The 21661-nt window shown below is 74.5% G+C and carries 19 protein-coding genes and 1 pseudogene; 10 read left to right on the top strand and 10 right to left on the bottom strand.

Annotated elements, in window-relative coordinates:
- Positions 1-31 precede the first annotated feature (31 nt).
- On the bottom strand, positions 32-271 hold the full coding sequence (locus BGK67_RS05955) for a hypothetical protein (RefSeq protein ID WP_069918910.1): 240 nt from the start codon (positions 269-271) through the stop codon (positions 32-34).
- Between the two features lie 125 nt (positions 272-396).
- On the opposite strand from BGK67_RS05955, the gene BGK67_RS05950 reads away from it, so the two are divergent.
- From BGK67_RS05950 to BGK67_RS05940, 3 genes are all read left to right on the top strand, one after another.
- Positions 397-1611, top strand: coding sequence for a sensor histidine kinase (locus BGK67_RS05950; protein WP_079154045.1), 1215 nt, complete (start codon positions 397-399; stop codon positions 1609-1611).
- Positions 1612-1630: 19 nt separating this feature from the next.
- Positions 1631-2290: a response regulator transcription factor gene (locus BGK67_RS05945; RefSeq protein WP_069918909.1), complete on the top strand. Its 660-nt coding sequence runs from the start codon at positions 1631-1633 to the stop codon at positions 2288-2290.
- Positions 2291-2352: 62 nt separating this feature from the next.
- Positions 2353-4425 carry a SpoIIE family protein phosphatase gene (locus BGK67_RS05940; RefSeq protein WP_069918908.1) on the top strand — a complete coding sequence of 691 codons (2073 nt, stop codon included), beginning with the start codon at positions 2353-2355 and terminating at the stop codon, positions 4423-4425.
- A gap of 158 nt (positions 4426-4583) precedes the next feature.
- Here the strand turns inward: BGK67_RS05940 and BGK67_RS05935 are convergent, their stop codons facing one another.
- Positions 4584-6518: an ABC transporter permease gene (locus tag BGK67_RS05935; RefSeq protein ID WP_069918907.1), complete on the bottom strand. Its 1935-nt coding sequence runs from the start codon at positions 6516-6518 to the stop codon at positions 4584-4586.
- A gap of 176 nt (positions 6519-6694) precedes the next feature.
- A complete protein-coding gene (modA, locus tag BGK67_RS05930) occupies positions 6695-7477 on the bottom strand; it encodes a molybdate ABC transporter substrate-binding protein (protein WP_069918906.1) in 783 nt (260 codons plus the stop codon).
- A 209-nt stretch (positions 7478-7686) separates the two neighbouring features.
- On the opposite strand from modA, the gene BGK67_RS05925 reads away from it, so the two are divergent.
- The gene (locus BGK67_RS05925; RefSeq protein ID WP_069918905.1) at positions 7687-8085 is read left to right on the top strand and encodes an RNA-binding S4 domain-containing protein; all 399 of its coding nucleotides are present in this window, start codon (positions 7687-7689) and stop codon (positions 8083-8085) included.
- Between the two features lie 158 nt (positions 8086-8243).
- Here BGK67_RS05925 and BGK67_RS38725 read toward each other — a convergent pair whose 3' ends face one another.
- The 3 genes and pseudogenes from BGK67_RS38725 to dhaK all read right to left on the bottom strand — a co-directional run bounded on the left by BGK67_RS38725 (position 8244) and on the right by dhaK (position 10429).
- Positions 8244-8624, bottom strand: a complete 381-nt coding sequence (locus BGK67_RS38725) for a PTS sugar transporter subunit IIA domain-containing protein (RefSeq protein WP_244291430.1) — start codon at positions 8622-8624, stop codon at positions 8244-8246.
- Between the two features lie 156 nt (positions 8625-8780).
- Positions 8781-9341: pseudogene (gene dhaL / locus BGK67_RS05920) on the bottom strand (dihydroxyacetone kinase subunit DhaL); the annotation flags it as partial.
- Positions 9342-9424: 83 nt separating this feature from the next.
- The gene (gene dhaK / locus BGK67_RS05915; protein WP_069918904.1) at positions 9425-10429 is read right to left on the bottom strand and encodes a dihydroxyacetone kinase subunit DhaK; all 1005 of its coding nucleotides are present in this window, start codon (positions 10427-10429) and stop codon (positions 9425-9427) included.
- A 239-nt stretch (positions 10430-10668) separates the two neighbouring features.
- Here dhaK and BGK67_RS05910 point away from each other — a divergent pair, with 239 nt between their 5' ends.
- Positions 10669-11310 carry an alpha-ketoglutarate-dependent dioxygenase AlkB gene (locus BGK67_RS05910; protein WP_079154044.1) on the top strand — a complete coding sequence of 214 codons (642 nt, stop codon included), beginning with the start codon at positions 10669-10671 and terminating at the stop codon, positions 11308-11310.
- A gap of 98 nt (positions 11311-11408) precedes the next feature.
- On the opposite strand, the gene BGK67_RS05905 is transcribed toward BGK67_RS05910, so the two are convergent.
- Positions 11409-11714, bottom strand: coding sequence for a DUF1232 domain-containing protein (locus tag BGK67_RS05905; protein WP_069918903.1), 306 nt, complete (start codon positions 11712-11714; stop codon positions 11409-11411).
- Between the two features lie 48 nt (positions 11715-11762).
- Positions 11763-12227 (bottom strand): MarR family winged helix-turn-helix transcriptional regulator, encoded by a 465-nt coding sequence (locus BGK67_RS05900; protein ID WP_069918902.1) that lies wholly within the window; start codon positions 12225-12227, stop codon positions 11763-11765.
- Between the two features lie 124 nt (positions 12228-12351).
- Between BGK67_RS05900 and BGK67_RS05895 the strand changes: the two genes are divergently transcribed.
- Together BGK67_RS05895 and BGK67_RS05890 are read left to right on the top strand one after the other, a co-directional pair.
- A complete protein-coding gene (locus BGK67_RS05895) occupies positions 12352-12924 on the top strand; it encodes a DoxX family protein (protein ID WP_069918901.1) in 573 nt (190 codons plus the stop codon).
- 58 nt (positions 12925-12982) lie between these two features.
- Positions 12983-14788, top strand: coding sequence for a glycoside hydrolase family 15 protein (locus BGK67_RS05890; protein ID WP_069918900.1), 1806 nt, complete (start codon positions 12983-12985; stop codon positions 14786-14788).
- 29 nt (positions 14789-14817) lie between these two features.
- Here BGK67_RS05890 and BGK67_RS05885 read toward each other — a convergent pair whose 3' ends face one another.
- Positions 14818-16911 carry a SpoIIE family protein phosphatase gene (locus BGK67_RS05885; protein ID WP_107488777.1) on the bottom strand — a complete coding sequence of 698 codons (2094 nt, stop codon included), beginning with the start codon at positions 16909-16911 and terminating at the stop codon, positions 14818-14820.
- Between the two features lie 481 nt (positions 16912-17392).
- Here BGK67_RS05885 and BGK67_RS05880 point away from each other — a divergent pair, with 481 nt between their 5' ends.
- Positions 17393-18139 (top strand): class I SAM-dependent methyltransferase, encoded by a 747-nt coding sequence (locus BGK67_RS05880; RefSeq protein WP_069918899.1) that lies wholly within the window; start codon positions 17393-17395, stop codon positions 18137-18139.
- A 51-nt stretch (positions 18140-18190) separates the two neighbouring features.
- On the opposite strand, the gene BGK67_RS05875 is transcribed toward BGK67_RS05880, so the two are convergent.
- Positions 18191-19102: an alpha/beta hydrolase fold domain-containing protein gene (locus BGK67_RS05875; protein ID WP_079154042.1), complete on the bottom strand. Its 912-nt coding sequence runs from the start codon at positions 19100-19102 to the stop codon at positions 18191-18193.
- Between the two features lie 211 nt (positions 19103-19313).
- On the opposite strand from BGK67_RS05875, the gene tdh reads away from it, so the two are divergent.
- Entirely contained in the window at positions 19314-20342 is a 1029-nt protein-coding gene (gene tdh, locus BGK67_RS05870) for an L-threonine 3-dehydrogenase (RefSeq protein WP_069918897.1), read from the top strand.
- A gap of 105 nt (positions 20343-20447) precedes the next feature.
- A complete protein-coding gene (locus tag BGK67_RS05865) occupies positions 20448-21656 on the top strand; it encodes a glycine C-acetyltransferase (protein WP_069918896.1) in 1209 nt (402 codons plus the stop codon).
- The last annotated feature ends 5 nt before the right edge of the window (positions 21657-21661 follow it).

Below are 21661 nucleotides of genomic sequence, written 5' to 3'. Positions count from 1 at the left end.
GGCCGTCCCCCCCCCCGCGGGGAGGCGGCCCCTACGTACGCCGCCAGCCGGCCGTCGCCTCGCCGGCCGCGCCCACCGCGATCCCGAGCGCCACCATCACCCCGTAGCCGTAGATCTCGTAGCCCTCGGGGACCAGGAAGCGGACGAACCCCATGAAGTGGATCCAGTCGAGCCATTCGTGCAGCAGGCCGCTCGCGCCGCCGACGACGAGGACGAAGCTGATCAGCCCCGACACGGCCGTCACGGGGGATTTCGGTGTGGTTGAGGTCATGCTCCGACGGTAGGCGGGCGGCCTGGGGCGACGGATCGGCCGTTGGGCGCGGGTGAAGGGTACTTAAGTATCCGGTTCGCCGCGCGGACGTCCGGCCACGGCCGGCCCGCGTAGATTTCGGGGACATGCGCCGCTTCTCCCGCATCCCCGGCATCCACCGGATCCCCCGTATCCGGCGAATCCCCCGCACCCGCCGGGACTGGGCCGCCGACCTCGCTCTCGTCCTCTTCGCGGCCTGCTTCGCGGCCGTCAGCTCACAGTCCATCCCGGTGGCCGACAGCGGACCCGCGTGGCGGGCCGCCGACCAGGCGGCCGGCGGACTGGCCTGCGCGGCCGTGCTGCTGCGGCGGCGCCGGCCGGTGCAACTCGCGGTGGTGCTCCTGCTGGCGGGCACGCAGGCGCACTATCTGACCGGCCCGGCGCTGGTGGCGGTGTTCACGGTGGCCGCGAGCCGGCCGTGGCGGGTCACGGCCTGGGTGGCGGCACTGGCCTTCGCCCCGCTCCCGCTCTTCCTGTGGCAGCTGCCCGGCATGTCCGAGGAGCGGGCCGGCTCGGCCGTCACGTACTTCGCCCTGATCGCCGGATCCCTCGGCTGGGGCCTGTTCCGGCGGTCCCGGCAGCAGCTCATCGCCTCGCTGCGGGAACGCGCCGAACTGGCCGAGGCGGACGCGGAGTCGCGGGCCCAGCGGGTCCGCATGGAGGTGCGCGAGGAGATCGCCCGCGAGATGCACGACGTACTCGGGCACCGGCTGTCGCTGCTCAGCGTCCACGCGGGCGCCCTCGAGTACAACCCGGGCGCCCCGCCCGCGGAGACCGCACGGGCCGCCGGGGTGATCCGGGAGAGCGCCCACCTGGCCCTGCACGACCTGCGCGAGGTGATCGGGGTGCTCCGGTCGGGAACGGGCACCGGCGCCGCGGAGCGGGAGCGGCCGCAACCGGAGCTGGCGGACCTGGAACGGCTGGTGGCGGAGGCCCGGGCGGCGGGCGGGCGGATCGAGCTGACCGGGCCGCCCGAGGGGGCCGCGCCACCGCCGCTCGCGGGGCGCACGGCGTACCGCATCGTGCAGGAGGCGCTGACCAACGCACGCAAGCACGCGCCCGGCGCGGCGGTCCGGGTGCGGGTGGCCGGAGTGCCGGGGGAGCGGCTGACGGTGGACGTGCACAGCAGCGTGCCGCCCGGTCAGGGTCCGGGGCCCGGCCCGGATCGCGGGACGGGCGGGGGCGGCGGGCGGGGGCTGATCGGGCTGGCCGAGCGGGCCCGGCTCGCGGGGGGCGAGTTCACGGCCGGTCCCGCGGACGGCGGCTTCCGGGTGACGGCCTGGCTACCCTGGCAGCACTGAACGCACGGAAGGGGCGCGGGTGATCCGGGTACTGCTGGTCGACGACGACGCGATCGTCCGGGCCGGGCTGCGCCTGATGCTGGGCGGCGCCCCCGACATCGAGCTCGTCGCGGAGGCCGCGGACGGCGCGGAGGTGCCCGAGCTCGTCACCTCGTACCGCCCCGACCTGGTGCTGATGGACATCCGGATGCCGGGCGTCGACGGGCTGACCGCCACCGAGGCGCTGCGGGCCGTGCCCGGCGCGCCCGAGGTACTGGTCCTGACCACCTTCCACACCGACGCGCACGTCCTGCGGGCGCTGCGGACCGGAGCGGCCGGTTTCGTCCTCAAGGACACCCCGCCGCACGAGATCGTGACGGCGATCCGGGCCGTGGCCGCCGGAGACCCGGTGCTCTCGCCCGCGGTCACCCGCCGGCTCATCGACCGGGTGGCGGCCGGCGCCGGCCAGGACACCCGGGCGGCCGCGGCCCGGGAACGGCTCGCGCTGCTGGCCGGACGGGAGCGGGAGGTGGCGCTGGCGGTCGGGCGCGGCCTGTCCAACGCGGAGATCGGGCGCGAGCTGCACCTGGCCCTGCCGACCGTGAAGACGCACGTCTCCCGGATCCTGACCCGGCTCCACCTCAACAACCGGGTCCAGATCGCCCTGCTGGTACACGACGCTTCTCCGGCCGAGGGCTAGGCATATCGCCGCCCGGGCGGCGATATGAGGAGAAAGGTCGCGGGGAGTGAGACGCTGGCTGCATGGCCCAGTGGGGACGGAATCCCGAGGTCGACTGGCCCGCGCGGCCGGACACGAGCCTGGCGCTCAACCGCATGGGCACCTTCGACTGGGACCTCGACAGCGGACGGATGTTCCTCGATCCCACCGCCCTCGAGGTCATCGACCTGCGCCCGGACGAGTTCGACGGGACCATCGCCGGCCTGCGCCCCCGCATCCCGCCCGCCGACGAGGCCCGGCTCGAGGCCCGGGTCGCGCAGGCCCTCGATGACGGGCACAGCCACTACGGGGCCTACGTCCGCGGCCGCCGCCGGGACGGAACCCTGGCCTGGCTCCACATCCAAGGGCACATCATGCGGGACCCGGGCGGGCGCCCGTACCGCGTCATCGGGATCCTCCGCGACGCCGCCCACGACCCGGGCGAGCCCGGCGCCGCCGGGGAGCGGGCCGAGGGGCGGCGCCGGATGACCGGCGTCGTCGAGCGGACCACGGCCATCCTCGCCCACGCCCGCACCGTCAACGACGTGACCGACGTCCTCAAGGACCCGGAGGCCCTCGGCCACCTCGGCGCGGTCAGCGTGATGCTGGGCGTCGTCGACGGCGGCCGCATCCACCTGGTCGCCGAGGGCCAGCTGGGCTCGTACGTGCCCGAGATCGAGTACACGCGGATCGACGCGCGGTTCCCGATGAGCGAGGCCGTACGCACCATGCAGCCGGTCTACCTCGCCTCGCGGGAGGAGTTCCAACTGGGCTACCCGCAGCTGTGGCCGTACATCGAGCCGCTGTCCGTGCGCAGCGGGGTCTACCTGCCGCTGATCGCCCAGGGGCGGCCCATCGGCGCACTCGGGCTGCTCTACACCCGCGACGGGGACTTCACCGCCGAGGAGCGCAACCTGCTGATGGCGCTCGGCAGCGGCATCGCGCAGAGCCTCCAGCGCGCCATGCTCTTCGAACAGGAGCACGACCTGGCGGAGGGCCTCCAGCGGGCCATGCTGCCCCGCCGGATCCCCGCCGTGCCGGGCGCGCTGATCGCCGTCCGCTACCGCTCCGCCAGGATGGGGCGGGACATCGGCGGCGACTGGTACGACGTGATCCCGCTCGGCGAGGGCCGCGTCGGGGTCATGATCGGGGACGTGGAGGGCCACGACACGGACGCGGCCGCCGTCATGGGCCAGCTGCGCATCGTGCTGCGCGCCTACATCGTCGAGGGCCACACCCCCGGCACCGCCATGGCGCGGGCCTCGGCCTTCCTGCGCGAGCTGCAGACCGAACGATTCGCCACGTGCACGTACGCTGAAGCGGACCTCACCAGCGGCATGCTCCGGATGGTCCGCGCCGGCCACCTCGACCCGGTGGTGCGGCGCGGGGACGGCAGCTGCCACCGGGTCCAGGTGGCGGGCGGGCTGCCGCTCGGGCTGCCGCCCCGCGAGCAGACCGGGACCGGCTCCGGCTACCCGGTCACCAGCATCGAACTGCACCCCGGTGACACCCTGGTGCTGTGCACGGACGGGCTGATCGAACGGCCCGGAGCGGACCCCGACACCGGCATGCGGGAGCTCATGGACGCGGTGCGCGGCGGCCCGATCGACGTGGAGGAACTCGCCGACGTCCTGTGCGACCTGGTCGGCGACTCGGGAGGCGGGGACGACATGGCCCTGCTCGTCCTGCGCCGGCGCGGTACGCCCACCGGGCGCGGCGGCGGCCCGCTGCACCACCGGCTGGACCCCGGCGACCCGGAAGCCCCGGCGATGGCCCGGCACCTGATCCGGGCGGCCGCGGCCGCCTGGGGCGCGCGGGACCGGGCCGACGAGATCGAACTCGCGGCGGACGAGCTGATGACCAATGCCCTCGTGCACACCGACGGCCCCGCCGAGCTGGGCATGCGGCTGACGGCGGAGGGCCGGATCCGCATCGAGGTCGAGGACTCCAGCAGCGCCCTGCCCAGGCGCCGCGAGGCGGGGGACTGGGCGGTCTCCGGACGCGGGCTGCTGCTGGTGGAACAGCTCGCGGACGCCTGGGGCGTGGAGCCCCGGGGCGGCGGTAAGCGCGTGTGGTGCGAGTTCGACGTCACCGCCCCGGAGCCGACGGCCGGCTGACCTTCACACGGCGGCTACCCTGCACGGCCTGGTGTTCTGCAGGGCGGTTGAGCTCGCGGACGAACAGCACGGCGAGCCCGGCGGCGGTGACCATGAGCAGGCGGGCCGGCAGGCGGCGGTGAGTCGGGCGGCGGCACCGAGTCCGAGGCGGCGGAACGCTACAGGCGGACGAGCGTGACCTCGGTGGCCTTCACGCTGGTCCACACCGCGGCCCCGTCGACGATGCCCAGCTCCGCGGCCGCTTCCGGGGTGATCTCCGCGACCAGGTCCGGCGCGTCCTGCGGGGCGATCAGCACGCGCAGCCTGCTGCCGACCGCCGTGATCTCCCGTACCGTGCCCGGCCAGACGTTGCGGGGACTGCCGCCCGGGCGGTCCCGGTGCACGGACACCGCCTCCGGGGCGATGATCGCGAGGGCCTGCGCCCCCTCGGGCAGCGCCTCGGCGACGACGAGGCGGCCCCCGGCGGCCAGGTCCAGCCCCTGCGCGGACGCCGTGCCCGGCCAGGCGTTGCGCCCCAGCATCCGCGCCACCCACGGGGAGCGCGGGTGCCGGGTCACCTCGGCGGGCGGCGCGTCCTGGAGGGTCTGCCCGTCGGAGAGGACGAGGACCCGGTCGGCCAGCGAGACCGCCTCGACGGGGTCGTGCGTGACGATGAGGCAGACCCCGCCGAAGCCGGACAGGTGCGTGCGCAGGGTGTGCCGGACGTGGGCCCGGGTGGTCTGGTCGAGGGCGGCGAGCGGTTCGTCGAGCAGCAGCAGCCGGGGGCGGGCCGCCAGGGCGCGGGCGAGGGCGACGCGCTGGGCCTGGCCCCCGGAGAGCTGCGCGGGCCTGCGCGCGGCCAGGTGCCCGACGCCGAGCCGGTCCAGCCAGCCCTGGGCTTGGAGGCGGGCCTCCGCCCGCCCCACCCCGTGGGCCCGCAGCCCGTACGCGGTGTTGGCCAGCGCGCTCAGGTGCGGGAAGAGCGCGCCGTCCTGCGGGACCCAGGCGACCTGTCGGCGGTGCGGGGGCAGGGCGGTGACGTCGGTGTCCCCGAGCCTGAGCTCGGCGTGGGCGCGCGGGGTCAGGCCGAGGAGGGCGCGCAGCAGAGTGGTCTTCCCGGCGCCGTTCTCGCCGACCACGGCGATCGTGGTGCCCGGTTCGGCGTCGAGGGTGAGCCGGTTGAAGCCGGTGACGGTCGCGTGCAGCGACCAGTGCCCGTCCCCGGCCGGTGCGGGTCGCGTCGTTTCCCCGGGTGGCGCGGATGCCGGTACGGAGGGCTCCTCGGCGGCGGGCCGCGCCCCGGCGGGCTTGCGGGTGACGGGAGGGCCCGTCCAGCGGCCCCGCAGGGCGATCAGTACGCCCATGGCGATCGCGAGCAGCAGCAGGGACACGGAGGTGGCGGCCTCGGGCTCGTCCTGGAGCAGCAGGTACACCTGGAGGGGCAGCGTCTGGGTGGTGCCGGGCAGGTTCCCGGCGAAGGTGATGGTCGCGCCGAACTCGCCGAGCGCGCGGGCCCAGGTGAGCGCGGCTCCGGCGATCAGACCGGGGGCGACCATCGGCAGGGTCACCGTGAAGAACACGCGGACGGGCGAGGCGCCGAGGGACGCGGCGGTCTCCTCGTAGCTCTGCCGGAGCCCGCCGAGTGCCCCCTCCAGGCTGATGACGAGGAACGGCATCGCCACGAAGGTCGCCGCGACGACGGCTCCCGACGTGTGGAAGGGCAGGGTGACCCCGAAGGTCTCCTCCAGCCAGGGCCCCAGCAGACCGCGCCGGCCGAAGCCGAGCAGCAGGGCGACGCCGCCGACGGTCGGGGGCAGCACCATCGGCAGCAGGACCAGCGAGCGGACCAGCGCCTTGCCCTTGAACTCCACGCGGGCCAGCAGCCAGGCCAGCGGCACGCCGAGCAGCAGTGAGAGGCCGAGGGCCCAGAAGGACACGACGAGCGAGAGGTTCAGGGCCTGGACCACGCCGGGGCTGCCGAGGTGGGTGCCGAGCTCGCTCCACCGGGTGCGGCCCAGGATGCCGATCAGCGGCAGCAGCAGGAACGCGACGGCGAGCAGCGCCGGGAGTACGAGGGTCACGGGGGGCCGGGTGCGGGTGCGGAGTCTGCTCATGGGGCGTTCCTGGCTCGGGGGCGGCTGCGGGGAAGCGTACGCGGGGCGGCCGCGCCCACGGCGAAGGGCGGACCGTCCTCCCGGACCGGGCAGCCTCTTCCCCGGGGCGCGGGGGCGGGCGGCGGGCGGCGGGCGGCGCGGGCCAGAAGGCGGCCCGCCGCCCGCCGGTCCGATCGCTAGGCCTGCTGGAAACCGGCGTCCTGGAGGATCTTCTGCGCGTCCGGGGTGCTCAGCCAGGCCACGAACGCGGCGGCGGCCTCGGGGTTCTGGGACTGCTTCAGCGTGGCGGCCGGGTAGGAGGCCACGGCGTTCTCGGTGTCCGGGATGTCCACGGTGACGACCTTGTCGCCCGACTTGGCGGAGTCGGTCTTGTAGACGAGGCCCGCGTCGGCCTCGCCCAGCTCGACCTTGCTGAGCACGGCGCGCACGTTGGGCTCCTGGGAGACGGGCTTCACCGTGACGCCCTGCTTGTCCAGGATCTCCTTGCTGTAGCGGCCCACGGGGACCTCGGGCGCGGCGAGCACGACCTTGACCCTGGTGTCGGCGAGGTCCTTGAGGGCGGCGATCTTGAACGGGTTGCCCTTGCCGGTCGCGATGACCAGGCGGTTCTTCGCGATGATCTTGGCGTCGTCCGTCTCGCCCCTGAGGCCGTCCATCGTCCTCGTGTCGGCGGTGACCAGCGCGTCGGCCGGGGCGCCCTGCTTGACCTGGGCCGCGAGCTCCTGTGAGCCGGCGAAGGAGAAGGTCACCTTCGTGCCGGGGTGTGCCTTCTCGTACGCGGCGCCCGCCGCCTTGAACACGTCCGTGAGGGAGGAGGCGGCGAGGACGGTGAGGTTCACGGCCTGGGGCTCGGCGGACGCGGCGGGCTCGGTGTCGCCTTGGCCGCAGGCGGCCAGCGGGGCGAGCAGGGCGGCGGTCAGCGCGGCGGCGGCGCGGCGGCGGTTCGGGATCGCGGACATGCGTTGACGCTCCTCGGTCAGTTCGGCGGCCGACCGTGTGTCGGGATCGGGCGGTCCTGGATGCGGCGGGACTGCACATGCGACAACGTAGGGCCATTTGTGGCGCACGTGCAATTGTCTTGGCGGGATCCACATGGCAGATGCGACACTGTTGTCATATCCGCCGAAAGTCCTTCGGTCATCCGGGCCGGCCTCGCTAAAGTCGGGGCATGGCTGATGAGGTATCGGGATCGGGCACGGACACGGGATCCGTACGGGTGGACGCGTGGATCTGGTCCGTGCGCCTGACGAAGACCCGCTCGACGGCGGCGACCGCCTGCCGGGCGGGCCACGTGAAGGTCAACGGGGAGCGCGCCAAGCCGGCGCAGCCCGTGCGCGCGGGTGACGAGGTACGGCTCTTCCACGCCGGCCGGGAGCGCATCGTCGTGGTGCGCCGGCCCGTGTCCAAGCGGGTGGGGGCTCCGGTCGCCGCCGAATGCCTGATCGACAAGAGCCCGCCGCCGCCGAGCCCCGTCGAGGCCGCGGCGGTGGGCATCCGCGACCGCGGCGCGGGCCGCCCGACGAAGCGCGAACGCCGAGAGATCGAATCGCTCCGCGGCCGCCCGTAGCCTCCGGCGGAGACCAGACCCACACCCGGGGCCCGACCACCTGGCCCGCCCCCCTCCCGGCCCCGGCCACCCCGGGAACCGGGTCCCCGGGGCTCGGCCCGGGTCTGGTTCGGCGCCCTGGCCGATCCCCCGGCGGGTGGTCCCCGCCCGGGTGGGGGTCAGGTTTTGCGGTAGGAGTAGGCCTCGTTCGCGGAGGATTCGACCATCGGCAGGGTGGCTCCGGCCGAGGCGGTCACCACTGCTGCCACCGCGCCCTCCAGGAACGGGGCGTCCAGCAGGCGGGACCCCGGCGGGAGTTCGCCTTCCGCCAGGAGGGTCTTCACCGTCAGCACGGAGCTGCCCAGGTCCGCCAGCAGGGCGACACCTGCGCCGCGGTCCACCTCCCGCGCCGCCGCGAGGATGCGCTCCGCGCTCGTGCCGAGGCCGCCCTCCGCCGTGCCGCCCGCCGCGGCTACCGCCGCCATCGGGCCGCCCGCCGCCAGGCCCCGGGCGAGCGCGGCAACCGCCTCGGCGACCGGCGCGCTGTGCGAGACCAGCACGATGCCGACCAGGCCCTGTCCCGTGTCCTCGGGGTGCTGGGTGTTCCCGGCGTCCTCGGCGTTCTCGGCATCCTCGGCGTTCTCGGCGTTATCGGCGTCCTCGGGGTGTTTCGAGGGGGACGCCGGGGAGACGGGAGCGGGCGACTGCGGGGCCTCCGCGGTCTCCGCCAGCGCCGCCAGCAGCAGCGCCGACGAGGTCGCGCCCGGATCCTGGTGCCCGATGCTCCGCTCGCCGAGGTAGCTGGCCCGGCCCTTGCGCGCCAGCAGCGGGACCGTCGCCCGCGCCCCCTGCTCCGCCGCCTCCGCGCCCGCCCGGTACGAGGTGCTCAGCGCGGCAACCCCCGGGACCAGGGCGTCCAGCATCGTCTTGTCGCCCGGCGCCGCCCCGCCCAGCCGGGCCACCGCGCCCACCCCCGTGTGCAGGGCCTCGCGCAGCGCCTCGTCGGAGACCTGCGCGGCCTCCCCGAGCTCCTTGCCGGTACGCCTCAGCAGCGTCCCGTACAGCGGCCCCGACGCGCCGCCGACGGTCGAGATCAGGGTCCGCCCCGCGAGCTGGAGCACCGCACCCGGTGACTCCGCGGCCTCGGCGGACAGGGCTGCCCGTACCGCGACGAAGCCCCGCAGCAGGTTGCTCCCGTGGTCCGCGTCCCCGATGGGCGAGTCCAGCTCGGTCAGCCGGTCCGCCTCGCGCTCCACCGAGGCCGCCGCGGCCGCCATCCAGCGCCGAAAGAAGTCTGCGTCACGCACCGGATCTCCTCGTATCGGGATCAGCCCGGGCGGGCCTCACCGCCACCTTACGGTCATCGGCCCCACCGCAGCGCGGCCGTCTGCACGGGGGCGTCCCACAGGCGCAGCAGCTCCTCGTCCACCCGGCACAGGGTCACCGAGCAGCCCGCCATGTCCAGCGAGGTGACGTAGTTCCCGACGAGCGTGCGCGCCACCGGCACCCCGCGGGCGTCCAGCACCCGCGCCACCTCGGCGTGGAACCCGTACAGCTCCAGCAGCGGCGTCGCCCCCATGCCGTTGACCAGCGCCAGCACCGGCCCGTCGGTCGGGCCCGCCTCCGCCAGGTCCTGCAGTACGGCGCCCACCGCGACCTCGGCGATCTCCCGGGCGGACATCATCGGGCGCCGCTCCCGGCCCGGCTCGCCGTGGATCCCGATGCCCAGCTCGAGCTCCCCGTCGGGGAGGTCGAAGGTGGGGCCGCCCTTGGCGGGCGTGGTGCAGGCGCTCAGCGCCACGCCGAAGCTGCGCGAGGCCTCGTTGACCCGCCGGGCGACCGCGGCGACCTGCTCGAGCGGCGCGCCCTCCTCGGCCGCCGCCCCGGCGATCTTCTCCACGAAGAGCGTGGCCCCGGTGCCGCGCCGCCCGGCCGTGTACAGGCTGTCGGTCACGGCGACGTCGTCGTTGACGAGCACGCTCTCCACCCGCAGCCCGTCCTCCTCGGCGAGCTCGGCGGCCATCTGGAAGTTCAGCACGTCGCCGGTGTAGTTCTTGACGACGAACAGCACCCCCTGGCCCGCGTCCACGGCCGCGGCCGCCCGCAGCATCTGGTCGGGCACGGGCGAGGTGAACACCTCCCCGGGACACGCCGCGGACAGCATCCCGTACCCCACGAACCCGGCGTGCAGCGGCTCGTGCCCGGAGCCGCCCCCGGACACCAGCCCGACCCGCCCGCCGTCCCGCGCGTCCCGCCGTACGACGACCCGCCGCTCCACGTCGACGTCGAGCTCGGGATGGGCGGCCGCCATCCCCCGCAGGGCGTCGGCGACCACGGTGTCCGGACTGTTGATCAGCATCCTCATGCGCATCTCCCGGTGAGCTGACAGATGATTTTCCGCTCGGCCCTTCGCTTCGACGGTAGGCGAGCCCGCCCCGCGGCGACAGGCGGACGGCGCCCGGCCGCCACCCTGCTCGACACCACCCCGGCGGACAGCCGCACCCTGCGGGGCCCGGGCCGCCTCCTTCCGCTTCGAGCGCCGCGGCGCATCCGGACAGCCACGCTATTCGTGCACGTGTTCGGGTCCGGGGTTAAGGTGGAGGTATGCACGCGGTACAGGGCATGGGCCTGCAGGGGTCCCTCTTCGACCAGGGCGACGAGATCGGGTTCGGGCCGCTCGTCGGCCTGCGGCGCACCGCGCTCGGTGCCGGAGCCTGGGTCGATCACCTGCCCGGCTGGCTGGCCGGCGCCGACGCGCTCTTCGAGCGGCTGGCCGCCGAGGTGCCCTGGCGGGCCGAGCGGCGGCAGATGTACGAGCGCGAGGTCGAGGTCCCCCGCCTGCTCGCCTTCTACGGGGCGGACGATGCGCTTCCGCATCCCGTCCTCACCGAGGCCCGCGAGGCGCTGAGCCGTCATTACGCCGCCGAGCTCGGCGAGCCCTTCGTCACCGCCGGGCTGTGCCTCTACCGCGACGGCCGGGACAGCGTCGCCTGGCACGGGGACCGTACGGGCCGCTCCTCCACGGAGGACACCATGGTCGCCATCGTCTCCGTCGGCGATCCCCGGGACCTCGCCCTCCGCCCCCGCGACGGCGGCCCCACCCTGCTGCGGCTGCCCCTCGGGCACGGTGACCTCGTCGTCATGGGCGGCTCGTGCCAGCGGACCATGGAGCACGCGGTGCCCAAGTCGACGCGGGCCGTCGGCCCCCGCATCAGCGTCCAGTTCCGCCCCCGCGGCGTGATGTGACCGGGGTCGTCAGCGCTCCGAGGAGGCATCCCGGCCCGGACGGCAAGGCGGTCCTCGTCGACCGGCACCGCTGACGCCCGCCCGGGCGGGTGACGCGCTCACACCCGGTCGGGCTCCTTGGCGGGGCGGACCTTCCCCGTCGCCGCCGCGGCGGCCGCGTGCAGCGAGCGCAGGGCCAGCAGCAGGACCCCGATGTCGTCCAGGTAGACCGGGTCCGGAACCAGGTCCACGGGTGAGACGGTGTAGATCACGGCGCCCCAGAACAGGGCCTTGTCGCGCAGGGGGATTCCGGCGTCCAGGAGCAGCCGCCGTGCCCGCAGGACCCGTACCAGCAGCACGGCCGCGGTGATCGCGAGTCCGGTCAAGACGACCAGGGCGAGCCACAGCCAGATCTTTGCGTCCATTGCGCGCCTATACCCGCCGGGCGGGCCCGCATACCGCGGGGCCGCGGTTCACGAGCCCTGCGCCCGCAGGCGCCGGCCGACCTCGCCCAGCCCGTCGGCGAGCGCGTCGAGCTGTTCGGGGGTCAGGACGTCTATGAGGATCTCCCGGACCGTGGTCACGTGCCCGGGCGCCGCCTGGTCCAGCCGGGCCCGGCCCGCCTCGGTGAGCACGGCGAAGACCCCGCGCACGTCGGAGGGGCAGCTGCGGCGACGGACCAGGCCGGCCTTCTCCATCTGGGTGACCTGGTACGTCAGCCCGCTCTTGGAGTTGATCAGGCCATTGGCCAGTTCGGTCATCCGCAGCTCGCCACCGGGGGCCGCCGCGAGCCGTACGAGGATCTCGTACTGGGGGTGCGAGAGCCCGGAGTCGTCCTTCAGCTGCTGGTCGAGGCGGCGGTTCACCAGGGCCGACGCTGCCAGGAACCCGCTCCAGGCGCGCATCTCGCGGTCGTCCAGCCATCTCGTGTCAGCCATGGCTTCACCCTACATGGGTTGTTCCAATTTGAATCAAAGGTTAGGGTCTGGGCCGGCGGTTCGAATTTGAACGACTTCTGCCTCATCCGTCCCCTCGAACCGCCCGACCGGAAGGAACTCCCCCATGACCAGCCCCTCCGCCGCCGCCCCGGCGAAGCCGCAGGCCCCCGCCCCGGCCGTCCAGCCCGCCGCCTTCGCGCTCTCCACCCCCGCACACGACACAGGGCTGCTGCTCCTGCGCCTCGTCCTCGGCCTGACCATGGCCGCCCACGGCGCCCAGAAGCTCTTCGGCTGGTTCGGGGGCGGCGGGATCAGCGGCACCGGGAAGTTCTTCACCGCCAGCGGCTACCCCGCCGGGGAGGCCATGGCCGTCCTCGCCGGCCTGACCGAGACCCTCGGCGGCCTCGGCCTCGCCGCCGGACTGCTGACACCGCTCGCGGGCGCCGCCATCGTCGGCACCCTCATCAACGCGATCGCCGTCCACGGCGCGGGCTCCTTCTTCGCCCCCGAGGGCATCGAGTACGAACTGCTGCTGACCGCGGGCGCCGCCGCCCTCGCCCTCACCGGCCCCGGCCGCTACGCCGCCGACCGCCACCTCCCGGTCCTGCGCGGCCACCGGCTGGCCCACGGCGCCCTCGCCGTCGCCCTCGGCGTGGTCCTCGGCGCCGCGCTGCTCCTCGTACGCAGCCAGCGGTAGGAGGGGTGTCCGGGGACCGCGCGGATTGGTCCCGGACATTGAGGGGAAGAGCGCACAAATGACACAACCCATCGAGGACTACGCACTCATCGGCGACCTGATGACCAGTGGGCTGGTCGGCCGTGACGGGTCGATCGACTGGCTGTGCCTGCCGCGCTTCGACTCGGCGGCCTGCTTCGCCAAACTGCTCGGCGACGAGGAGAACGGCCACTGGCGCATCGCGCCCCTCGACGCCCCCGACGGCGAGCAGTGCACCCGCCGCGCCTACATCGAGGATTCGCTGGTCCTGGAGTCCTACTGGGAGACCGAGACCGGCACCGTCAAGGTCATCGACTTCATGCCCCAGCGCCAGGTCTTCCCCGACGTCATCCGCATCGTCGAGGGCGTCACCGGCCGGGTCAGGATGCGCAGCACACTGCGCCTGCGGTTCGACTACGGCCACGTCGTCCCCTGGGTCCGCCGCGCCGACGGGGACCGGGTCGCCGTCGCCGGGCCCGACTCCGCCTGGCTGCGCAGCGACCCGCCCGTCCGCACCTGGGGCGAGGAGAACAGCACCCGCTCGCAGTTCCCCATCGCCGCGGGGGAGCGGGTGGCCTTCGTGCTCACCTGGCACCCCTCGCACGAGCCGCGCCCCGAGCCCATCGATCCGTACACGGCGCTGGAGCAGGCCCTCGCCGACTGGTGGGACTGGAGCCGGCAGTGCCGCTACGAGGGCCCCTACGGGGAGGCCGTGACCCGCTCCCTGATCACCCTGAAGGCCCTCACCTACGCCCCGACCGGCGGCATCGCCGCCGCGGCCACCACCTCCCTGCCCGAGGAGATCGGCGGGGTCCGCAACTGGGACTACCGCTACTGCTGGCTCCGGGACGCCACCCTCACCCTCGACGCGCTCCTGGCCACCGGCTTCCTCGACGAGGCCCGCGCCTGGCGGGCCTGGCTGCTGCGCGCGGTCGCCGGCGACCCCGCCGACCTCCAGATCATGTACGGGATCGCCGGCGAGCGGCGGATCCCCGAGACGGGCCTGCCCTGGCTGCGCGGCTACGCCTCCTCGGCGCCCGTGCGCGTCGGCAACGCGGCCGTCGACCAGCTCCAGCTCGACGTGTACGGCGAGGTCATCGACTCCCTGCACCTGGCCCGGTCGGCCGGGCTCCCCTCCGAGGAGCACGCCTGGCGGATCCAGCTGGCCCTCCTCGACTTCCTGGAGCGCAACTGGCACCGGCCGGACGAGGGGCTCTGGGAAGTGCGCGGACCGCGCCGCCACTTCGTGCACTCCAAGGTGATGGCCTGGGTGGCCGCCGACCGGGCCGTGCGGACCCTGGAGGGCGACCCCTCCATCCCCGGCGACGCGGAGCGCTGGCGGCTCATGCGGGACGAGGTGCACCGCGACGTGTGCGAGAACGGCTACGACCCCGAGCGCGGCACCTTCACCCAGTACTACGGCTCCCGCGAGCTCGACGCGGCGACCCTGCTCATCCCGCGCGTGGGCTTCCTGCCGCCCGACGACCCGCGTGTCATCGGCACGGTCGACGCGGTCCGGGAGGAGCTCGGCCGCAGCGGACTGGTCCGCCGCTACAGCACCGAAGGCCCCACCGTCGACGGACTGCCCGGCGACGAAGGGGCCTTCCTGGCCTGCTCGTTCTGGCTGGCCGACGCCCTGTACATGACGGGCCGGCGCGAGGAGGCCCGCGCCCTCTTCGAGAGGCTGCTGTCGGTGCGCAACGACGTGGGACTGCTCGCCGAGGAGTACGACCCGGTCTCCGGACGGCAACTGGGCAACTTCCCCCAGGCCTTCAGCCACGTCGGCCTGGTCAACACCGCGCTGACCCTGTCCCTGGACGAACCCGACGGCCGCGACTCCGGCTGACCTTCCGGGCCTGGGCTGCCCGGCCGGGCTTACGCGGCTCCGCCGGTCCGGCACGCCAGCAGCAGGGCGATGTCGTCCGGCCGGTCGGCGCTGTTGCCCGCCTCGCTGATCAACCGGTCGGCCGTCTCGGTCAGCGGGTCCGGCCGGGCGGCGGCCAGCAGCCTGCGCAGCCGCTCCACCCCGACGTCGATGTCGATGCCCGGCTTCTCCACCAGCCCGTCCGTGTACAGGGCGAGCACCGAGCCGGGGGCGAGGCGCAGTTCGGTGACCGGGTACTCGGCCTCCGGGTCGATGCCGAGCACCACCCCGCCGGCCAGGTCCAGCACCTCGGTCCGGCCGTCGGGGTGGCGCAGCAGCGGCTGCGGGTGCCCGGCCCGCACGGCCTCGGCGGTGCCCGTCGCGGGGTCCAGCACCACGTAGCAGCAGCTGGCGAACTGGCCCGGATCCAGATCGCTCAGCAGCTGGTTGGTACCGCGCATCACCTGCTGCGGCGTGCTCCCGGTCAGCGCGAAGGCCCGTACGGAGCTGCGCAGTTGGCCCATGGTCGCGGCGGCCGCCACCCCGTGCCCCTGGACGTCCCCGATGACCAGGGCCAGCCGGCCGCCGCCGGTCTCGACGACGTCGTACCAGTCCCCGCCGACGTCCATGCCCTGGGTGCCGGGCAGGTAGCGGCCCACCGTGTCCACCTGGTCGTGCACCGGCAGTCGGTGCGGCAGCAGTCCGGACTGCAGTCCGCGGGCGAGCGCCGCCTCGCTGTCGTAGCGCCGGGCCCGTTCCAGGGCCTGGGCGATCAGCCCGGCCAGCGCGGTGAGCACCGTACGCTCCTCCGGGCTGAAGCCGCGGGGCGCGTCGAAGCCCAGGATGCACGAGCCGACCGGGCGGCCGGACGCGATCAGCGGCAGGAACGCGCGGGCGCCGACATGGGCGTCCAGCGGGATCCCCGGATACGCGGCGGCCAGGTGCTCCATCGACTCGAAGAACAGCGGCCGTCCCGTGGTCAGGGTCTCCACGCCCGGCAGCCGCACATCGAGCCCGACGCCGTCGAACCGGTCGAGGAAGCCCTGCGGGAAGCCGGTCTCCCAGGCGAGGTGCAGGTGCCGCTCGTTCAGCAGGTAGATCGCCAGCTGGCGGCCGCCGAAGGCCGGCAGCAGCTCCTCGGTGACCACCGCCGACACCTGGCGGGCCGTGACCGCCTCGGTCAGGGCGATGGCCAGGGCGACCGGCCGGTACAGCGCGGAGGCCCGGTCGGCGGGGGAGCCGAGGCCCCCTCCCGGGCGGGCCATCGAGGCGGGCGCGTAGGCGGGCTGATCGGTGGCGCCGATGGTCATGGTCACCCCGTCGATGCCGGGGTACAGGTCCACCGACACCCACTCGGCGGGCGTACGGCGCCCGCGCCGGGCCGGAAAGTGCACCGGTTCGGTGGACATGAACACGGCCCGGAAGTGGTCCTCGTACGCGGGATGGCCGAGCCAGGGCAGCGCCTCCCACAGCACCCGCCCGCGCAGTTCCGGTCCGGTGGTGCCGAGCAGCCGCTCGGCCGCCGCGTTGACGAAGCCGATCCTGCCCTGCCGGTCCAGCGACAGCAGTCCCTGCTCGAGCCGCTCCACGGCTTCGAGGGCGCCTCCCGAGGCGTCCGGCCGCTCCGTGTACAGCGGGTCGCCGTCCCAGAGCACCGGGTCCCCGGCCGCCGCCAGCTCCGCAAGCTCGCCCGCCAGCCGGTCCGCCGCCCGCCGCATCCGCTCGCGGTCTTCCGGCGCCACCGGGACCCCCGGGGTCGCCGCGCGCAGCGCCATCATCACGCCGAACCGCTCGGCACCGGAGGTCACCGGTTCGAACATCGAGGCGAAGGGGAAGGGCAGCCCCGCCATCAGCTGCGGGAAGCGGCGCATGGCCGCCTCCGCGTCGGGCAGGTGCACGGACTGCCCGGTCCGGTAGGACTCCGCCACCGGATAGGGGCGGCTCAGGTTCATCCGCCACCAGGGCCGGAAGAGCGGCCCCGGAAGCCCCATGAGCGCGGCCATCCGCAGCTGCCCCGGCTGTCCGCAGCGTAGGTACACCCCGCCCGCGTACCCGCCGACGGCCGCCACCACCCCGACCGTGGCCCGGGCGAGCACCTGGGCCATGGCATCGGAGGCGGGGCCGCCACTGTCCGGTCTCGCCGTCACACCGCCAGGATGCGCCCTGGGCGGCCGGGGCCGCACCCCGGGGCCGGGGCCCCGGCCCCGGGGTGCGGCCGAACGGCTGATCCGCGAGCGGGAGCGGAGGGCTGAAAGCCCCCTGCGATCAAGGACTTTGCGCGATCGGCGGCCGGGAAGGCGCGGGGTGCCTCTTCGCCGGCGCGGGCTGCGCCGCGGCCTGCGCGCCCCTGCCCGGCCGAAGCGGCCCGGGGCCGGCCGGTCCCGGTCGCGCTGAGCCCAGTACGGCACGACGCCCCGGAGCGCGGCCGGCGCCCGCGATAGGCCGACCGCTTCCCTCGTCCGGGGGACGCACCGGTGCGCGGCCATGCGGCGGGCGCGCCGCGGGGCACGATACGCACGCGCCCCCCCCCCCCCCCCCCCCCCACCCCCACCCCCCGACGCCCGGCAGGCCACCGGAAGGCAGAGCATGCGGTTCCAGTACGACACCCTCGGAGAGCGGTACGCCGAGTCCAGGACCACGGCGGCCTTCTCGGCGGCCGACACCTACACCCTCCACGGAGCCATCGACGCCCTCGGCGGGGTGCGCGGGCTCGACGCCCTCGACCTGGCCTGCGGCTACGGCTACAACACCCGGCTGCTGGCCCGCGGCGGAGCCCGGCGGACCGTCGGGGTGGACGCCTCCGAGGAGATGATCAAGCTGGCCCGCGAGCACCACGCGGAGCAGGACGGGCCGGCCGCCGGGACCATCGAGTACCACGTCGCCGACGCCGCGGGGCTGCCCGCCCTCGGCCCGTTCGACCTCGCCACCGCCGTCTACCCCTTCAACCACACCCCCGACCGCCTGTCCCTGCACACGATGTTCCGCTCGGTCCGCGCCAGCCTGCGCGCGGGCGGCCGGCTACTCGCCATCGTGCCCAACGCCGGGGCGTTCCCCCGCGTGGACTGGTCGCCGTACGGGGTCCGCATCCTCGACCGGGTCGTGGCCGGCGACGCGCCGCTGCTGAAGGCGCACTTCCTCACCGAGCCGCCGGTGCCCTTCGAGTTCCACGAATGGGCCCACTCCGAGCTCGCCGAAGCGGCCGTCGAGGCGGGTTTCAGCACCATCGGCTGGCAGCCGAACCGGACCCCGCCCGCCGACCCCGAACGCGACGACGCGTACTGGACGGCCTACCGCGCCTGGCCGATCAGCTCCCTGATGACCTGTGTGGCATAGGACCCGCCCACCCTGCCCACCCCGCCCCGCGGAAAGGCCCCGGCGCAGGATTCACCTCTCGCAGGCCGCCGACCGGATCAGCCCGACGATCCGCTCGCGCGCCGCCCGCCCCTCCGGCAGCGGCAGCAGCGGGTACACGTGCGGCAGCCCCGCCTCCTCGTGGAACTCCACCTCCGCCCCGGCCGCGCGGGCCCGGCGCACCAGCTCCCTGCTGTCCGTCACCAGCACGTCCCGGGTCCCGGTGAACACCGTCAGCGGCGCCAGCCCCTCGAAGGCCCCGTGCAGCGGGCTGACCCGGGGATCGTCGGCGGCCAGGGTCCCGGCGTACAACCGGCCGGCCTCGCGCAGCCCGGGGCGGGCCAGCATCGGATCGTCCGCCTCGATGCCGGCCTGGTCCGGGTGGCTCATGCTTACGTCCAGCCACGGCGAGATCAGCACGATCCGGGAGGGCTGCGCCCCACTGCGGTCACGCAGCCGCTGGGCTGCGGCCAGCGCCAGCCCGGCCCCGGCCGAGTCCCCGATGAGCACCGTCCCGCCCTCGCCGCCGCTCGCGATCAGGCCGCTGAGCAGGTCGGCGGCGACCGGGACCGTCCGGTCGGCGGTCCCGCGCGGCGCGAGGATGTACGCCGGTACGACGACCCGCGCCCGCGCCTGCGTGACCAGGGTCCGGATCAGCGCCCAGTGCGGGCGTTCGAGTTCGCCGATGTAGCTGCCGCCGTGCACGTACAGCACCCGGGCCGCGGGCTCGCTCCCGCGCGGGGAGACCTCGTACACCGGCCAGGCGCCGACGAAGGTCCGCGAGATGTCCGCGATGCGCCCCAGCGAGCGCGGCGGCAGGTGCGAAGCGGGCCGGCGGGCGGACTCCGCCACCCGGGTCCGTACCGCCTCGACGCTCGCGAACCGTCTTCGCCGCCCCGCCGCGATCAGCGCCGCCGACAGCGCCCTGCTGCGCAGACTCGGCACGCCCCTCACCTCCCCTTTTCCCCAGGCACCCCCGGCCCGGGACCCTACCCCGTCATCGGAGGAGCATAGGCGTGAAGCTGGGCTGTCGACCCGCTTAAGAAAGTCTCGATGGACTGATCACCGGGCATCTCGGCAGATTGGTGACCGTCACCGACGCCGACCGCGCCCCGCGCCGCGCGGCGCCCCCTTCCGCATGCCTGGAGCCACCCCCATGAAGGCACTCGTCAAGCACAAGGCCGAACCCGGACTGTGGCTCATGGACGTTCCCGAGCCCGAGTACGGCCCCGGCGACGTGCTGATCAAGGTGCTGCGCACCGGCATCTGCGGAACCGACCTGCACATCCGCGCCTGGGACGGCTGGGCGCAGGGCGCCGTCAAGACCCCGCTGGTCCTCGGTCACGAGTTCGTGGGCGAGGTCGCCGCGCTCGGCGCCGACGTCCGCGACATCGAGGTCGGCGCGCTGGTCAGCGGCGAGGGCCACCTGGTGTGCGGCAAGTGCCGCAACTGCCTGGCCGGCCGCCGCCACCTGTGCCGCAGCACGATCGGCCTCGGGGTCGGCCGCGACGGCGCCTTCGCCGAGTACGTGGTGCTGCCCGCGCAGAACGTGTGGGTTCACCGGACGGCGGTGGACCTGGACGTCGCGGCGATCTTCGACCCGTTCGGCAACGCCGTGCACACCGCGCTCTCCTTCCCCCTCGTCGGCGAGGACGTGCTGATCACCGGTGCCGGCCCGATCGGGATCATGGCGGCGGCCGTGGCCCGGCACGCCGGTGCGCGCAACGTGGTGATCACCGACGTCAGCCCCGAGCGGCTGGACATCGCCCGCAAGGCGGGCGCCACGCTCGCGGTGAACGTCGCCGAGTCCTCCATCGCCGAGGCGCAGGCGCAGCTGGGCCTGCGCGAGGGCTTCGACATCGGCCTGGAGATGTCCGGCCGCGGCGAGGCGATGCGGGACATGATCGACAACATGACGCACGGCGGCCGGATCGCCATGCTGGGCCTGCCCGCGCAGGAGTTCCCGGTCGACTGGGCCAAGGTGGTCACGTCCATGATCACCATCAAGGGCATCTACGGCCGCGAGATGTTCGAGACCTGGTACGCGATGACGGTGCTGCTCGAAGGCGGGCTCGACCTCAGCCCGGTCATCACCGGCCGCTACTCGCACCGCGACTTCGACGCGGCGTTCGACGAGGCCTCGACCGCCCGCAGCGGCAAGATCATCCTGGACTGGACGGCGTAACCACCGCCCCGCGGTCCCCCTGAACCATCTCCATCCGGCCGGGCCCCGCAGACCTCCCCCCTCCGCGGGGCCCGGCCCCCCTCCGTCGCACAAGGAGAACGCAGCATGTTCGAGTCCGTCCGCGAGGACCTCCGCACCACCCTCGACGAGATCCGCGCCGCCGGCCTGCACAAGCCCGAGCGGGTCATCGGCACCCCGCAGAACGCGGCCGTCGCCGTCACCGCGGGCGGGGCTCCCGGCGAGGTCCTCAACTTCTGCGCCAACAACTACCTGGGGCTGGCCGACCACCCCGAGGTGGTCGCCGCCGCGAAGGACGCCCTCGACCGCTGGGGCTACGGCATGGCCTCGGTCCGCTTCATCTGCGGTACGCAGGAGGTGCACAAGGAGCTGGAGGCGCGGCTGTCGGCGTTCCTCGGCCAGGAGGACACGATCCTCTACTCCTCCTGCTTCGACGCCAACGGCGGTGTCTTCGAGACCCTGCTCGGCGCCGAGGACGCGGTCATCTCCGACGCCCTCAACCACGCCTCGATCATCGACGGCATCCGCCTGTCCAAGGCCCGCCGCTTCCGCTACGCCAACCGCGACATGGCCGAGCTGGAGACGCGCCTGAAGGAGGCCGCCGAGGGCGGGGCCCGCCGCAAGCTGATCGTCACCGACGGCGTCTTCTCCATGGACGGCTACGTCGCCCCCCTCCAGGAGATCTGCGACCTCGCCGAGCGCTACGACGCCATGGTCATGGTCGACGACTCGCACGCCGTCGGCTTCGTCGGCCCCGGCGGCCGCGGCACCCCGGAGCTGCACGGGGTCATGGACCGCGTCGACATCATCACCGGCACCCTCGGCAAGGCCCTGGGCGGCGCCTCCGGCGGCTACGTCGCGGCGCGCGCCGAGATCGTCGCACTGCTGCGCCAGCGCTCGCGCCCGTACCTCTTCTCCAACTCCCTCGCCCCGGTCATCGCGGCGGCCTCCCTCAAGGTCCTCGACCTGCTGGAGTCGGCCGGGGACCTGCGCGAGCAGCTCGCCGCCAACACCGCGCTGTTCCGTACGAAGATGACCGAGGCCGGCTTCGAGATCCTGCCCGGCGACCACGCCATCGCCCCCGTGATGATCGGCGACGCGGCCGAGGCGGCCCGCATGGCCGAGCTGCTGCTGGAGCGCGGCGTCTACGTGATCGGCTTCTCCTACCCGGTGGTGCCGATGGGCGCGGCGCGGATCCGCGTGCAGCTCTCGGCGGCCCACTCGACTGCCGACGTGGAGCGCGCGGTGGCCGCCTTCACCGAGGCCCGTGCGGCGCTGGTGGCCGACGGGGCCTGAGACAA

It is taken from the genome of Streptomyces subrutilus (genome assembly GCF_001746425.1).
Classification (GTDB): Bacteria; Actinomycetota; Actinomycetes; order Streptomycetales; family Streptomycetaceae; genus Streptomyces; species Streptomyces subrutilus_A.
Note: the sequence above shows the minus strand (reverse complement) of the source record. Positions and strands in the feature narration are given on the sequence as shown.

Excerpts from the sequence above, each read along its gene's own strand:
- BGK67_RS05955 (WP_069918910.1), bottom strand. The coding sequence starts at position 271 with ATGACCTCAACCACACCGAAATCCCCCGTGACGGCCGTGTCGGGGCTG.
- BGK67_RS05950 (WP_079154045.1), top strand. The coding sequence starts at position 397 with ATGCGCCGCTTCTCCCGCATCCCCGGCATCCACCGGATCCCCCGTATC.
- BGK67_RS05940 (WP_069918908.1), top strand. The coding sequence starts at position 2,353 with ATGGCCCAGTGGGGACGGAATCCCGAGGTCGACTGGCCCGCGCGGCCG.
- BGK67_RS05935 (WP_069918907.1), bottom strand. The coding sequence starts at position 6,518 with ATGAGCAGACTCCGCACCCGCACCCGGCCCCCCGTGACCCTCGTACTC.
- modA (WP_069918906.1), bottom strand. The coding sequence starts at position 7,477 with ATGTCCGCGATCCCGAACCGCCGCCGCGCCGCCGCCGCGCTGACCGCC.
- BGK67_RS05925 (WP_069918905.1), top strand. The coding sequence starts at position 7,687 with ATGGCTGATGAGGTATCGGGATCGGGCACGGACACGGGATCCGTACGG.
- dhaK (WP_069918904.1), bottom strand. The coding sequence starts at position 10,429 with ATGAGGATGCTGATCAACAGTCCGGACACCGTGGTCGCCGACGCCCTG.
- BGK67_RS05910 (WP_079154044.1), top strand. The coding sequence starts at position 10,669 with ATGCACGCGGTACAGGGCATGGGCCTGCAGGGGTCCCTCTTCGACCAG.
- BGK67_RS05905 (WP_069918903.1), bottom strand. The coding sequence starts at position 11,714 with ATGGACGCAAAGATCTGGCTGTGGCTCGCCCTGGTCGTCTTGACCGGA.
- BGK67_RS05900 (WP_069918902.1), bottom strand. The coding sequence starts at position 12,227 with ATGGCTGACACGAGATGGCTGGACGACCGCGAGATGCGCGCCTGGAGC.
- BGK67_RS05895 (WP_069918901.1), top strand. The coding sequence starts at position 12,352 with ATGACCAGCCCCTCCGCCGCCGCCCCGGCGAAGCCGCAGGCCCCCGCC.
- BGK67_RS05890 (WP_069918900.1), top strand. The coding sequence starts at position 12,983 with ATGACACAACCCATCGAGGACTACGCACTCATCGGCGACCTGATGACC.
- BGK67_RS05885 (WP_107488777.1), bottom strand. The coding sequence starts at position 16,911 with ATGGCCCAGGTGCTCGCCCGGGCCACGGTCGGGGTGGTGGCGGCCGTC.
- BGK67_RS05880 (WP_069918899.1), top strand. The coding sequence starts at position 17,393 with ATGCGGTTCCAGTACGACACCCTCGGAGAGCGGTACGCCGAGTCCAGG.
- tdh (WP_069918897.1), top strand. The coding sequence starts at position 19,314 with ATGAAGGCACTCGTCAAGCACAAGGCCGAACCCGGACTGTGGCTCATG.
- BGK67_RS05865 (WP_069918896.1), top strand. The coding sequence starts at position 20,448 with ATGTTCGAGTCCGTCCGCGAGGACCTCCGCACCACCCTCGACGAGATC.